Origin of the sequence: Streptomyces sp. NPDC102279 (genome assembly GCF_044766365.1) — a bacterium.
Lineage (GTDB): Bacteria > Actinomycetota > Actinomycetes > Streptomycetales > Streptomycetaceae > Streptomyces.
Map to the genome: position 1 here is coordinate 301074 of NZ_JBIWLU010000011.1, position 13819 is coordinate 314892.

Here is a 13819-nt window from a genome sequence, read left to right on the forward strand (position 1 = left end):
TCGCGGGACCACTGCGGAAGCCTCGGGGCGGTGCGGGCCACCCCGGTCGGGGCGGCGGCGGGGGACGGGCGGTCACTCATACGATCCGCTCCATGTCCCGGGACTTCCCGTCGCGTACGACGATCTCGCGGTCGGAGTAGGCGGCCACGCGTGCCTCGTGCGTGACGAGGACGACGGCGGCGTTGGTCGAGCGGGCGGCCTCGGTCAGCAGCTGCATCACGCGCTCGCCGTTGAGGGAGTCGAGAGCGCCGGTCGGCTCGTCGGCGAACAGCACCCGCGGGCTGGTGACCAGGGAACGGGCCACGGCGACGCGCTGTCCCTGGCCGCCGGAGACCTCACCGGGCCGCTTGCCCTTGACGTCGTCGACCTCCAGACGCTCCATCCACGTGAGGGCGGCGCGCTCGGCCTCCTTGCGGCCGCTGCCGTTCAGCCGCAGCGGCAGCGCCACGTTCTCGACACAGCTCAGCTCCGGGACGAGCTGGCCGAACTGGAAGACGAAGCCGAACTCGGAGCGCCGCAGCGCACTGCGCTGGGCGTCGTTCATCGTCGCCATCTCGCGGCCGTTGTACGTGATCGATCCCGAGTCCGGGGTGACGATGCCGGCGAGGCAGTGCAGCAGGGTCGACTTGCCGGAACCGGAGGGGCCCATCACGGCGACGACCTCGCCCGGGTGGATGGAGAACTCGGCCCCGTCCAGAGCGGGGGTCGGGCCGTAGGCCTTGCGCAGCTCCGACGCGGTCAGCAGGGAGCCCGGGGGAGGGGTGGCCGAGGTCATCGGGTCGTCACCGCCTCGGCGAGCTTGTCGAGCCGCGCGGCGGTCAGTTCCAGCCAGCGCAGATCGGCTTCGAGGTGGAAGAGGGCGTGGTCGCAGATCAGCTGGTCGGCCAGGTCGCCCTTGCGCTTGCGTTCGGTCAGCATGCGCATCATGCGCAGGTGTTCCGAGCGCTGGGTGTCGAGGATCTCGCTCGCGTCGCGGTGTGTCAGCAGGGCGAGGACGATCTTCGTGTAGAGGGTCGACTGGAGGTAGGGCTCGGGCTTCTCGGGCGTGGCGAGCCACTGCTGGACGTCGGTGATCCCGGCGTCGGTGATGGCGTACCGCTTGCGCTCGGGACCGCCGCCCGCCTCTATGCCGTCGACCTCGACGAGGCCGTTCTTCAGCAGCCGCGACATCGTCGAGTAGACCTGGCCGTAGTGCAGCGGCCGGTCGTGACCGAACTTCTCGTCGAAGGCCCGCTTCAGGTCGTAACCGTGGCGCGGGCCGGACTCCAGGAGCCCCAGGAGGGTGTGACCGATGGACATGCGGAGCACTCTACACAGTGCGTATACATGCCGTGTATACCCGCTGTGCACACTCCCTGACGGAGTGCCGACGGCGGGGTAAGGCGGGGGACAGGTCTCCTGGTCAGGAGCGATTGTCACGGTTTCGAATCAGGCCGCGGCGCCCCCGGATCGCCGGGCTCCCGGCCCGCACGAGACCAAGGGGCGAGGTGATCCCCCGGTCCGCCGGTGCCCTGGCGGGCCGAGGCCCTCTCAGCTCTCCGGCTCCCCGGAGACCGGTGGCCGCCCCCGGCGTGGGATCGGACCCGCGCCGCCGGGCAGGCGCCCGGCCTCGCCGAGAGCGCGGCGCAGCAGGAACTCGATCTGGGCGTTGGCGGACCGCAGTTCGTCGCCGGCCCAGCGGGCCAGCGCCTCGTACACCAGCGGATCGAGCCGCAGCAGCACCTGCTTGCGCTGCTGCTGCGGCCGACGCGGCGGAGATCCCTCCGTGGGAGACGTCACTGGTAGAGGGACCCCGTGTTCAGGACGGGCTGCGCCGCGCGGTCACCGCACAGCACCACCATCAGGTTCGACACCATCGCCGCCTTCCGCTCGGAGTCCAGCTCCACGATGTCGCGCTCGGTGATCCGGGCGATCGCCGCCTCGACCATGCCGACCGCGCCGTCCACGATCTGCCGCCGCGCCGCGACGACCGCTCCGGCCTGCTGGCGCTGGAGCATCGCGGAGGCGATCTCGGGAGCGTACGCGAGATGCGTGAAGCGCGACTCGATGATCCGCACGCCGGCGGCGGCCACGCGCGCGTGCAGTTCGATGGCGAGCTTCTCGGTGATCTCCTCGGCGTTGCCGCGCAGCGACAGGCCGTCCTCGTCGTGGGCGTCGTAGGGGTACTCGATGGCGATGTGCCGGACCGCCGCCTCGGTCTGCGTGGACACGAACTCCAGGAAGTCGTCCACCTCGAAGGTGGCCTGGGCGGTGTCCTGCACGTTCCAGACGACGACCGCGGCGAGCTCGATCGGGTTGCCGTAGGCGTCGTTGACCTTGAGGACGGCGGTCTCGTGGTTGCGGACGCGGGTCGAGATCTTGGTCCGGGACGTGAGCGGGTTCACCCAGCGCAGTCCGTCCTGGCGGATCGTGCCGCGGTAGCGCCCGAAGAGCTGGACCACGCGGGCCTCGCCCGGCGCGACGGTGTTCAGCCCGCACATCGCGAAGAACGCTGCGACGGCGACCGCGACGCCCAGGATGATCAGTGCCGCCTGCGCGCCGCCGGACCGGACGACCCCGCCGCCGACGGCGCACAGGGCGGCGCCGAGAAGCAGGCCGAGCAGGCCGAGGAGCAGCGCGAGCCCCCCGCCGATGCTGCGCGCGGTGAACTCCCGCACGTGCGGCGCCGGCATCTCTGGTAGGTCGGCCGGTGTCGCGGGGTCCGGTGCGCCCGGGGTGGGCGAGGACTCGTGGGAAGCGTGTGACGACATGGTGGGTCCCCCGTCTCGTACGGCATAGCTTCGGTCTAGCTAAGTGATATCACTTTACCCCGTATCGCAACCTTCCGTGCCTCCCGGTCGTCGGTTTTGTTGGGGCGCCTGCGGAGGGCGTGCTGATTGTCACGTCCGGAAAAGACCGGATCGGCGGCCCTTTGTCATAGCGCGCGGTGTTAGCTTGCTGAGCTGACCTGAGCGACGAACGTGTGTGCCACACGAGAGTGAAGCGGAGCGGATCGACCCATGGGACGAGCGGAAGAGAGACGAGCGCGGCAGGCGCAGGGCCGCCGCGCGGCGCCCAAGCGCTCGTCCGGACACGAGTCGGCGGGCCCCGGTACCGGAGAGAAGGCGGGCGGGAAGCCCCGCCGCACCGGCATACGCAGGTTCGTGAACTGGAAGACGATCCTCGGCACGTTCCTCGGCGTCTGCCTGCTCGGTATGGGCGCCTTCCTCGTGCTCTACATGGTCGTCTCCGTGCCCGAGGGCAACGCGGCCGCGCGGCTGCAGAGCAACGTCTACGAGTACGGCGACGGCAAGACCCTCGCGCGCACCGGCAAGGTGAACCGCGAGATCGTCGACCTGTCCAAGGTGCCCAAGGCCGTGCAGAAGACGTTCGTCGCCGCCGAGAACAAGTCCTTCTACAAGGACTCCGGCGTCGACCTGAAGGGCACGGCCCGCGGTCTGCTCAACACCCTCTCCGGCAAGGGCAAGCAGGGTGGCTCGACGATCACCCAGCAGTACGTCAAGAACTACTACCTCAGCCAGGACCAGACCGTTTCGCGCAAGCTGAAGGAAATGGTCATCTCGCTGAAGGTGGACCGCAAGAAGTCCAAGGACGACATCCTCGCGGGCTACATCAACACCAGCTACTACGGCCGCAACGCGTACGGCATCCAGGCCGCCGCGCAGGCCTACTACCGCGTCGACGCGAGCGAGCTCAACGTCCGGCAGGGCGCGTACCTCGCCTCGCTGCTCCAGGCGCCCAGCCAGTACGACTGGGCCGTCGCCACGGACACCGGCAAGCGGCTGGTGCAGGCCCGCTGGAACTACACCCTCGACAACATGGTCGAGCAGGGCTGGCTCGACTCGGGCGAGCGGCAGGGCATGAAGTTCCCCAAACCCAAGGACCCCCAGGGCGCGGCGGGCATGCAGGGTCAGACCGGCTACCTGGTGACCGAGGCGCAGAACGAGCTGGCCCAGCAACTCGTCGCCCAGGGCAAGGCGGCCGACCTCGACGACGCCAAGGCTCTGGTCGATGCGGGCGGCTGGACGATCAAGCTGAACATCGACAAGAAGAAGCAGGCGCTGCTCGAGACGACGGTCAAGAAGCAGCTCACCGGCAAGCTGGACCCGAAGAAGCGCAAGGTCGACGCCAACCTCCAGGCCGGTGCCGCGTCGGTCGATCCCAAGACCGGCAAGGTCCTCGCGATGTACGGCGGCCAGGACTACTTCAAGCACTACATCAACAACGCGACGCGTCGGGACTACCAGGCGGCCTCCACGTTCAAGCCGCTGATCTTCGCCGCGGCCCTTGCCGAGGAGGCCAAGACCCGCTCCGGCAGGCCGATCACGGCGGACACGGTCTACGACGGCACCAACCGCCGTCCGGTCGTGGGCAGCGACATCGCCTTCGCGCCGCCGAACGAGGACGAGCACAGCTACGGCGACGTCACCGTGCAGACCGCGATGAACAAGTCCATCAACGCCGTCTTCGCCCAGATGGGCGTGGACGTCGGCATGGACGAGGTGCTGAAGGTCGCGGGCAAGCTCGGCATGAACACCAAGGGGCTCCAGGCGGTGCCCGCCCAGACCCTCGGCTCCATGGGCGCGAGCCCGCTGGAGATGGCGGGCGTGTACGCGACGCTCGACAACCACGGCAAGAAGGTCACCCCCTCGATCCTCGCCTCGGCCGAGCACAAGGACCTCTCGGTCGACATGCCCGACCCCATCGGCGAGCAGGTCATCAGCGAGGAGGCCGCCGACACGGTCACCTCGGTGCTGACCGGCGTGGTCGACGACGGTACGGCCCGCGTCTCGGTGCGGGACAACCCGTCCCGTGACGGCCAGCAGGTCGCCGGCAAGACCGGTACGTCCGACAACAACAAGTCGGCCTGGTTCACCGGCTACACGCCGAACCTCGTCACCTCGGTCGGCCTGTTCGGCGAGGACGCGAAGAACCACCACCAGGTCTCCATGAAGGGCGCCACCGGCCTCTTCGTCGAGGGCGGCCGCGTCAACGGCGGTGGTTACCCGGCCCAGATATGGGCGGCGTACACCTTCGGCGCGATGAACGGCAAGGTCAGCAAGTTCGACCTGAACACCACCTCGGGTGCGGCGGTCGAGCCGACCGACACGCCGACCATCAGCCAGTCGCCGTCCGACACGCCGTCGTCGACGCCGACGACCGAGGAACCGTCGTCGGAGCCGCCCTCCAGCAGCAGTCCGCCGACGCCCTCGGACAAGCCGTCGACGACCCCGCCGTCGTCGCCGCCCCCGTCCACACCGACGCAGACGCCGACCGGCCAGCTCCCGGACAACCCGTTCGGCCAGGACGACCAGAGCCAGGGGCAGTAACCGCCGACGGCACGCGGTACGCGAGAGGGGCACCCGGATCTCCGGGTGCCCCTCTTCCGCGTCTCCGCCTCCGTCACGGCGGCCGCCCCCTCCACGGGAGGCCCCGCCGATCCGCGGGAGGCCGGCCGCTCCGGGGAGGTCAGCCGCCGTTCACGCTCCGCGCGATCCGGTCGCCGATCGCCTTGTCGACATTGCGCCAGTACTGGATGGCGCGGTCCAGGACCGGACGGGTCACGCCGGCCTTCAGGTGACCGCTGACGTTCGTCACCAGCCGGTCGCGGGCCGCGTCGTCGAGGACCCGGCGGACCATCGTGCCCGCCTGACCCCAGTCGTCGTCCTCGCGGTGCAGCCTGTACGCCTCACGCACCAGCTCACCGGCGGCCTGCCAGCTCGCCGGGTCACCGAACCGGGCCTCGTAGTCCGCCACGGGTCCGCCGTAGGAGTTCGGCGCGTACGGGCGGGCGGCCTTCGACGCCTCGTACCGCATCGGGCCGTCCTTGGCGTACGAGTTCACGGGGGAGCGCGGCCGGTTGGGCGGCAGCTGGGTGTAGTTCGGGCCGATCCGGTACCGGTGGGTGTCCGGATAGGAGAACAGCCGGCCCAGCAGCATCTTGTCCGGCGACGGGCCGATGCCCGGGACCAGGTTCGAGGGCTCGAAGGCGGCCTGCTCGATGTGGATGAAGTAGTCCTCGGGGTTCCGGTTCAGCGTCATCCGGCCGACGTCGATCAGCGGGTAGTCGGCGTGCGGCCAGACCTTCGTCAGGTCGAACGGGTTGAACCGGTAGTCCGCCGCGTCCTCGAACGGCATGATCTGGACCTTCAGGGTCCAGCTGGGCGCGTTCCCGGACTCGATCGACTCGTACAGGTCCCTGCGGTGCCTGTCGGCGTCCGACCCGGCCAGCTCGTCGGCCTCGGCCTGCTCCAGGAACTCGATGCCCTGGTCGGTCGTGAAGTGGTACTTCACCCAGAACCGCTCACCCGCGCCGCTGACCCACATGTAGGTGTGGGAGCTGTAGCCGTTCATGTGGCGGTACGTCTTCGGGATGCCCCGGTCGCCCATCAGCCAGGTCACCTGGTGTGCCGACTCCGGCGAGAGCGTCCAGAAGTCCCACTGCATGTCGTTGTCCCGCAGCCCCGTCGCCGGGTGACGCTTCTGCGAGCGGATGAAGTCCTGGAACTTGATCGTGTCCCGGACGAAGAAGACCGGGGTGTTGTTGCCCACCATGTCGTAATTGCCGTGCTCGGTGTAGAACTTCAGGGCGAAACCGCGCGGGTCGCGCCAGGTGTCGGGCGAGCCCTGCTCACCGGCGACGGTGGAGAAGCGCGCCAGCATCTCGGTCCGCCTGCCCGGCTGGAAGAGGTCGGCCCTGGTGAACTGGCTGACGTCGTTGATCACTTCGAAGAACCCGTACGCGCCGCTTCCCTTGGCGTGCACCACCCGCTCGGGGACCCGCTCCCGGTTGAACTGCGCCATCTTCTCGATGAGGTAGTGGTCCTGGAGCAGGATCGGTCCGTCGGGCCCGACGGTGAGCGAGTGTTCGTCGCTCACCACCGGAATCCCGGCGCTGTTCGTCGTGTACGGGACCTTCTCCGAGGGTTGCGTCACGAGCGCGTCCTCCCGTCGGGGATGAGGGCCGTCGGGTCGCTTCGCCCACCCAGCAGTCAACGCTGCCGACAGCATGTCGGCAACATCTCCCGCGCTGCCGCGCGCCCACGCCCCTCGGACCTCCCTGGAGGCGAGGCCGGCCGCGTACCCCTCAGGTCCGGGTCCGACCGAACCCGGACTTCAGCCCCGGCCCAACTCGAACCAGACGACCTTCCCCGTGCTCAGCCGGGTCGCACCCCACCGCCGGGCCAGCTTGTTCACCAGGTACAGCCCGCGGCCGCCCTCGTCCGTGGCCCGCGCCTGCCGCAGCCGCGGGAGCTGCGGCACGTCGTCGCCGACCTCGCAGCGCAGCACGTCCGTCCGCAGCAGCCGCAGCGTCACGGGCCGCGACGCGTAGCGCACCGCGTTCGTCACGACCTCGCTGACCAGCAGCTCCACCGAGTCGGTCATGTCCTCCATGCCCCACCGGGCGAGCGCCCGGCGGGCCAGGCGCCGGGCCCGGCCGGGCGCCTCGTCCTCCGGCTCCAGGAACCAGTACGCGACGTCGCTCGGCGCGATCCCGTCGAAGCGTGCCGCGAGCAGGGCGATGTCGTCGTCCCGGTCGCCCGGGCCGAGCATGTCGAGCACCTCGTCGCAGAGCGCCTCCAGCGGCGGCGGATGATCCGGCCCGGTCAGCGCGGCCGTGGCGGCGAGCTTCTCGCGCAGCTGCTCTATCCCGGTCCAGACGTCCCGCAGCCGCGACTCCACCAGACCGTCCGTGTACAGCAGCAGCGTCGCCCCCGCGGGCGCGTCCAGCTCCACGGCCTCGAAATCGACCCCGCCGACCCCGATCGGGGCACCCGGCGGCACCCGCAGCACCTCGGCCCGCCCGCCCAGGTGCAGCAGCACCGGCGGCGGGTGGCCCGCGTTGGCGATGGTGATCCGGTGCGACACCGGGTCATACACGGCGTACAGGCAGGTCGCCATGCGGTCGGTGCCGAGCCGCTGCGCCTGCTCGTCCAGGTGGTGCAGGACCTCCTGCGGCGGCAGATCGAGCCCCGCGAGGGTCTGCGCCGTGGTCCGCAGCTGGCCCATGATCGCCGCCGACGTCATCGAGTGACCCATGACGTCACCGACGACCAGGGCGACCCGGCTGCCCGGCAGCGGGATCGCGTCGTACCAGTCGCCGCCGACCCGCGCGGTCTCCGCGGCCGGCAGGTAGCGGGACGCCAGCCGCACGCCCGTGGGCCGCGGCAGCGTCTCCGGCAGCATCGTGCGCTGCAGCTCGTCGGCGATGTACGCCTCGCGGCCGTACAGCACCGCCTTGTCGATCCCCAGGGCGCTGTGCGTCGCCAGCTGGGCGGCGACCAGCAGATCGTCCGCCTCGAACGCGATCCGTTCCGGCCGTCGCAGGAACAGGGCCGCGCCGATCACCCGGCGCCGGCCGCGCAGCGGCGCGAGGATCGCGCGCTGCCCGCTCGGGACCGCCAGATCGTCGCCGAGCAGCTCCGGCAGCGCGGCGCGGGCGGCGGGGGCGTCGGCGAACACCGGCCGCACCCCGCGCAGCACCTCGGCCAGGGCGCCGCCCTGGCGCACCTCGCACAGCTCGGCCGTCATCGCCGACAGCTCATCGGGCTCGGGACGCGCCAGGGGCAGGAAGCCGCCCTCGGTGTCCCGCTCCTCGGGAATCCGGTCGGTCCGGCGCAGCCGCAGCACCAGAGGTCCCGTCGGCCGCTCGTCGCCGACCGGCAGGGGATCCCGCAGGTAGACGAGGATCGCGTCCGAGAACGTCGGCACGGTCGCCCGGCACAGCCCCATCACGATCTCGTCGAGGTCGATGCCCCGGGCGATCCGCCGGGTCGCGGCGCCCACGAACCGCAGCCGGTCCCCGTCCCGCCGCATCGGCATCGGGCCGCCCTGCGGCCGGCTCTGCCCGGTACGGCGCTCCTTGCCGCTCTGGGTACGCGCGGGACGGTCCTGCTCCGCGTCCGGCTGCACCGGGATGCTCTCCGGCGCGGGACGCGGCCGGTGCGGATCCGGCTCGGCGGCCGAGGGCTGGGAGTGCTCCGCGCCCGCACCGGGCGCGGCGGGCGACGGCGCGTCCGTCCCGGAGCCCGTGCCGGAGGAGGACCCGGACAGGCCGGCGCCGGCGGGCGCCTGCCCGCCGGCCGCACCCTGCTTGCCGCAGGGCGTGGCGGTGCCGGGGCCGCGCGACGCGTCACCCGCGCGGGCCTGAACAGGTAAGGCGCCGGACCCCGGCTGCGGGGACGGCTGGTCCGAGGTACGCAGGAGTGCCCCGCGAGGGTCCGCGGGGGCGGCCGGCCGGCCGGCGGCGCTCTGCCGGCGCTCGTGCGAGGTGGGGTGCTCCGTCACGCGTGTCGAGTCCATCCGTCCGGGGCTGCGCGCCGTGCGCGCAGTTCGTCCCGCAGCCCCGATACCCGGAATGTGTGCCCCAGGAACGGATTCTGCGTGTCGTCAGGTGCGGAACCGGTGGCGGGGACCGTCGGCGCAGGGCCCGGAACGGCCCGCGGACGGCCGGAAACGGGCCACGCCGATCGTGGCGTCGGGACCGGAGCCCCCGCACTTTTGACCGTCGTGGCGCCACCGCGCGGGGCGTCCGGACCTCGGCCGGCCACGTCGCCGTACCCCTCGTACCCCTCGCTCACGTCCTGCCGCCCCTCGGTGACATGTGGTCAAGCCCGGCTCATCATGCGGGAGTTGTTGCTGCCGTGCGCCCTTGCGGAAGACGATCCTACGGTTGTACCACGGGGGCGCATCAAGGGTCTCATGAGGACACGTGCGCGGGCGTACGGTCCCAGTCATCCGGCAGGACGGGAACCGGCCAGGCCGGATCGGGCCTCCAGAGCTGCCATCCGTCCGAGAAAGGTGACCCCCACGCGCGGATCACCTCCACCGCCGACCACCCGGCCTCCCTTACCCGCGCGGCCAGTTGAGCATCCATCAGACCGGCCCGCTGCGCCATCGCGAACTCGTCCTCGTCCAGCCAGTGCCAACTCCGGTCCGGGTGCACCGAGATGTCGAGGAAGTGATCCTCGGAGTCCACCCCGCCCGCCCAACGCGCGAGCGGAGCCTCCAGATTCACGTACCAGTTCTTGAAACGCCAGCCCGGCTCCCAGAAAAGCCACACCGACCAGGGATCGCCCGGCCGCGCCAGCTTCAGCACCCCGGTCCCGAACCACCGGTCGCGCCGCACCGTCCGCGGCTTGGTGTAGCGCGAATCCAGCGGCTCCCCGTGCACCGGCGACCCGTCGGCGAGCACCGGTTTCACACACTCGGTGCCCGGCGCCATCCACACCGCGAGCAGCTCCGCGTCGTCCCGTACCACCGTCACGGGACGGCAGATGTGGACGCCCTCACCGGCGTTCTCCCGGTACCGCCACAGGATCTGGTGCCCGGGCTCCCAGAACGCCGCCGCCCCGCCCGCTTCCGCTCGTCTCACCGCTCCACCGTCTGCCATGAACAGATATTAGGTGCCCCGGGCATGCGACGCTGCGGGACGCATCACGGTTCCCGCCGTCGCCGGGGACCTGTTACGGAGGCGTCATCAGGTGTTTCTCCCCGGCGGCGGGCCGTTACGGACGCGTCATCCGCAGGACATCCAGCGCCTCGTCCAGCTGCCGCTCCGTCAGGTCACCGCGCTCCACGTAGCCCGACTCCAGCACCACCTCGCGGATGGTCTTCCGGTCCGCCAGCGACTTCTTCGCCACCTTCGCGGCCTCCTCGTACCCGATGTACTTGTTCAGCGGCGTCACCACGGACGGCGAGGACTCCGCGTACTCCCGGGCCCGTTCCCGGTGCGCGACGATCCCGTCCACCGTCCGGTCGGCGAGCAGCCGCGAGACGTTCGCGAGGAGCCGCACCGACTCCAGGACGTTCTTGCCGATCACCGGCAGCATGACGTTCAGCTCGAAGTTCCCGGCCGCGCCCGCGACGGCCACCGTCGCGTCGTTGCCCGTCACCTGCGCGGCGACCATCAGCACCGCCTCGGGAATCACCGGGTTCACCTTGCCCGGCATGATCGACGACCCCGGCTGGAGATCCGGCAGGCTGATCTCGGACAGTCCGGTGCGCGGCCCCGACGCCATCCACCGCAGATCATTCGCGATCTTGGTCAGGCCGACGGCGATGGTCCGCAGCTGCCCGCTCGTCTCCACGATCCCGTCGCGCGCGCCCTGCGCCTCGAAGTGGTCGCGGGCCTCCGTCAGCGGCAGCCCGGTCGCCCCGGCCACCTCCGCGATCACCGCGGCGGAGAACCCGGGCGGCGTGTTGATGCCGGTGCCCACGGCCGTCCCGCCCAGCGGCAGTTCCGCCAGCCGCGGCAGCGAGGCCAGCAGCCGCTCGACCCCGTAGCGCACCTGCGCCGCGTAGCCGCCGAACTCCTGGCCGAGCGTCACGGGCGTGGCGTCCATCAGGTGGGTGCGCCCCGACTTCACCACGTCGGCGAACTCCTCCGCCTTGCGGCCGAGGGCGGCGGCGAGGTGCTCCAACGCCGGTACCAGGTCGCGGGTCACCGCGGCGGTCGCGGCGATGTGGATCGAGGACGGGAACACGTCGTTGCTCGACTGGGAGGCGTTCACGTGGTCGTTCGGGTGCACGTCCCGGCCCAGGCGCTCGGTCGCGAGCGTGGCGATGACCTCGTTGGTGTTCATGTTGGAGGACGTCCCGGACCCCGTCTGGAACACGTCCACCGGGAACTGCGTGTCCCAGCGTCCCTCGGCGACCTCCGCCGCCGCCTCCTGGATCGCCTCGGCGACGTCCTTGTCGATCACGCCGAGCTCGCCGTTCACCTTCGCGGCGGCGGCCTTGATCCGTGCGAGGGCCTCGATGTGCGCGCGCTCGATGTGCTGCCCCGAGATCGGGAAGTTCTCCACGGCACGCTGGGTCTGCGCCCGCCATTTCGCGTCCACGGGCACCCGCACCTCACCCATGGAGTCGTGCTCGATCCGATACGCGCCTTCGCCCTGGCCATCTGCCATTGGTGACACCTCCATGAGGGACAGCATCCAGGAGGCGACGGGTGTTCCCGCCCGGGCACGCGCAGGCCCGCGGAACCCCCGCCCCGGCGCCTGCCCCGGACACGACGAACGGCCGCCTGCTCGGCGGCCGTTCGTACGGCTCGTAGGACGTCCCCGGGGCGGGCGTCCACGGCGTCATCCGTGACGCCGCGCGCACCGCCCTAGCCGAGGCCGGGGCCCCGCACCGGGATGGACGTGAACGTGGGCGCGGGAGCCGGGTCCTGGAAGAAGTCGTTGCCCTTGTCGTCGACGACGACGAACGCCGGGAAGTCCTCGACCTCGATCCTCCAGACGGCCTCCATGCCGAGTTCCTCGTACTCGACGACCTCGACCTTCTTGATGCAGTCCTGGGCGAGACGGGCGGCCGGGCCGCCGATGGAGCCGAGGTAGAAGCCGCCGTGCGTGTCGCAGGCGTCGGTGACCTGCTTGCTGCGGTTGCCCTTGGCCAGCATCACCTTGGAGCCGCCCGCCGCCTGGAACTGCTCGACGTAGGAGTCCATGCGGCCGGCCGTCGTCGGGCCGAACGAGCCGGACGCGTACCCCTCGGGCGTCTTGGCCGGGCCCGCGTAGTACACCGGGTGGTCCTTCAGGTACTGCGGCATCTCCTCGCCCGCGTCCAGCCGCTCCTTGATCTTGGCGTGCGCGATGTCGCGCGCCACGACGAGCGGGCCGGTGAGCGAGAGCCGGGTCTTGACCGGGTGCTTGGTCAGCGCGGCGAGGATGTCGTCCATCGGCTGGTTCAGGTCGATCTTCACGACGTCGCCGGCCTCGTCGAGATGCTCGTCCGTCGTCTCCGGCAGGAAGTGCGCGGGGTCGGTCTCCAGCTGCTCCAGGAAGACGCCTTCGGCGGTGATCTTCGCGACGGCCTGGCGGTCGGCCGAGCAGGAGACGGCGATCGCCACCGGGCAGGACGCGCCGTGCCGGGGCAGTCGCACCACGCGCACGTCGTGGCAGAAGTACTTGCCGCCGAACTGCGCGCCGATGCCGATCTTCTGCGTCAGCTCGAAGACCTTCTGCTCCAGGTCCTTGTCCCGGAAGCCGTGGCCCAGCTCGGAGCCCTCGGCCGGGATCTCGTCCAGGTAGTGCGCGGAGGCGTACTTGGCCGTCTTCAGGGCGTACTCGGCGCTGGTGCCGCCGACGACGATCGCCAGGTGGTACGGCGGGCAGGCGGCCGTCCCCAGGGAGCGGATCTTCTCCTCCAGGAACTTCATCATGGAGCCCTCGTTGAGGACCGCCTTCGTCTCCTGGTAGAGGAACGACTTGTTGGCGGAGCCGCCGCCCTTGGCCATGAACAGGAACTTGTAGGCGCCGCCGTCGGTCGCGTACAGCTCGATCTGCGCCGGAAGGTTCGAGCCGGTGTTCTTCTCGTCCCACATGGTCAGCGGGGCCATCTGCGAGTAGCGCAGGTTCAGGTTCTTGTACGCCTCGTAAATGCCGCGCGAGAGGGCCGCCTCGTCGCCGCCCTCCGTGAGCACGTTCTGCCCGCGCTTGCCCATGACGATCGCGGTGCCCGTGTCCTGGCACATCGGCAGGACGCCCGCGGCCGCGATGTTCGCGTTCTTCAGCAGGTCCAGCGCGACGAACTTGTCGTTGCCCGACGCCTCGGGGTCGTCGATGATGCGGCGCAGCTGGGCGAGGTGCGCGGGCCGCAGGTAGTGCTGGATGTCGTGGATGGCCTCCTCGGCGAGCTTGCGCAGCGCCTCCGGCTGCACCTTGAGGAACGTCCGCCCGTCGGCCTCGAAGGTGGAGACACCCTCGGAGGTCACCAGCCGGTAGGGGGTGGTGTCCTCTCCCTGGGGGAGCAGATCGGTGTACGCGAACTCAGGCATCTCGCCCATTCCTCACTCGACAGACAGCGGCGTGCCTCC

At 70.8% G+C, this 13819-nt stretch carries 10 protein-coding genes; 1 reads left to right on the plus strand and 9 read right to left on the minus strand.

All coding sequences use genetic code 11. The features are described 5' to 3' along the window. Positions 1 to 76: 76 nt before the first annotated feature. The 4 genes from ACIRQH_RS28515 to ACIRQH_RS28530 all read right to left on the minus strand — a co-directional run bounded on the left by ACIRQH_RS28515 (position 77) and on the right by ACIRQH_RS28530 (position 2750). Complete coding sequence (locus ACIRQH_RS28515) at positions 77 to 775, minus strand: ABC transporter ATP-binding protein (RefSeq protein ID WP_358822324.1); 699 nt, start codon at positions 773 to 775, stop codon at positions 77 to 79. Next, a complete protein-coding gene (locus ACIRQH_RS28520) occupies positions 772 to 1299 on the minus strand; it encodes a PadR family transcriptional regulator (RefSeq protein ID WP_081221784.1) in 528 nt (175 codons plus the stop codon). The genes ACIRQH_RS28515 and ACIRQH_RS28520 overlap by 4 nt, the downstream gene beginning before the upstream one ends. 231 nt (positions 1300 to 1530) lie before the next feature. Continuing rightward, entirely contained in the window at positions 1531 to 1779 is a 249-nt protein-coding gene (locus tag ACIRQH_RS28525) for a hypothetical protein (protein WP_388869612.1), read from the minus strand. Further along, positions 1776 to 2750, minus strand: coding sequence for an SPFH domain-containing protein (locus ACIRQH_RS28530; RefSeq protein ID WP_388869616.1), 975 nt, complete (start codon positions 2748 to 2750; stop codon positions 1776 to 1778). Before ACIRQH_RS28530 ends, ACIRQH_RS28525 begins: the two co-directional genes overlap by 4 nt. A 249-nt stretch (positions 2751 to 2999) precedes the next feature. Here ACIRQH_RS28530 and ACIRQH_RS28535 point away from each other — a divergent pair, with 249 nt between their 5' ends. After that, positions 3000 to 5330, plus strand: a complete 2331-nt coding sequence (locus ACIRQH_RS28535) for a transglycosylase domain-containing protein (protein ID WP_404227469.1) — start codon at positions 3000 to 3002, stop codon at positions 5328 to 5330. 139 nt (positions 5331 to 5469) lie between these two features. Here the strand turns inward: ACIRQH_RS28535 and ACIRQH_RS28540 are convergent, their stop codons facing one another. The 5 genes from ACIRQH_RS28540 to ACIRQH_RS28560 form a co-directional block, all read right to left on the minus strand. Further along, positions 5470 to 6936, minus strand: coding sequence for a catalase (locus ACIRQH_RS28540; protein WP_404227472.1), 1467 nt, complete (start codon positions 6934 to 6936; stop codon positions 5470 to 5472). Between the two features lie 180 nt (positions 6937 to 7116). Continuing rightward, entirely contained in the window at positions 7117 to 9303 is a 2187-nt protein-coding gene (locus ACIRQH_RS28545; RefSeq protein ID WP_388929649.1) for a SpoIIE family protein phosphatase, read from the minus strand. 397 nt (positions 9304 to 9700) lie between these two features. Further along, positions 9701 to 10393, minus strand: a complete 693-nt coding sequence (locus tag ACIRQH_RS28550) for a DUF402 domain-containing protein (RefSeq protein ID WP_388869627.1) — start codon at positions 10391 to 10393, stop codon at positions 9701 to 9703. 115 nt (positions 10394 to 10508) lie between these two features. Then, complete coding sequence (locus ACIRQH_RS28555) at positions 10509 to 11912, minus strand: class II fumarate hydratase (protein ID WP_358822330.1); 1404 nt, start codon at positions 11910 to 11912, stop codon at positions 10509 to 10511. Positions 11913 to 12112: 200 nt separating this feature from the next. Beyond that, positions 12113 to 13780 carry a fumarate hydratase gene (locus tag ACIRQH_RS28560; protein ID WP_358822331.1) on the minus strand — a complete coding sequence of 556 codons (1668 nt, stop codon included), beginning with the start codon at positions 13778 to 13780 and terminating at the stop codon, positions 12113 to 12115. Between the last annotated feature and the right edge of the window lie 39 nt (positions 13781 to 13819).

Bases quoted from the DNA above. Each gene is read 5' to 3' on its own strand.
- ACIRQH_RS28515 (WP_358822324.1), bottom strand. From the start codon at position 775: ATGACCTCGGCCACCCCTCCCCCGGGCTCCCTGCTGACCGCGTCGGAG.
- ACIRQH_RS28520 (WP_081221784.1), bottom strand. From the start codon at position 1,299: ATGTCCATCGGTCACACCCTCCTGGGGCTCCTGGAGTCCGGCCCGCGC.
- ACIRQH_RS28530 (WP_388869616.1), bottom strand. From the start codon at position 2,750: ATGTCGTCACACGCTTCCCACGAGTCCTCGCCCACCCCGGGCGCACCG.
- ACIRQH_RS28535 (WP_404227469.1), top strand. From the start codon at position 3,000: ATGGGACGAGCGGAAGAGAGACGAGCGCGGCAGGCGCAGGGCCGCCGC.
- ACIRQH_RS28545 (WP_388929649.1), bottom strand. From the start codon at position 9,303: ATGGACTCGACACGCGTGACGGAGCACCCCACCTCGCACGAGCGCCGG.
- ACIRQH_RS28550 (WP_388869627.1), bottom strand. From the start codon at position 10,393: ATGGCAGACGGTGGAGCGGTGAGACGAGCGGAAGCGGGCGGGGCGGCG.
- ACIRQH_RS28555 (WP_358822330.1), bottom strand. From the start codon at position 11,912: ATGGCAGATGGCCAGGGCGAAGGCGCGTATCGGATCGAGCACGACTCC.
- ACIRQH_RS28560 (WP_358822331.1), bottom strand. From the start codon at position 13,780: ATGCCTGAGTTCGCGTACACCGATCTGCTCCCCCAGGGAGAGGACACC.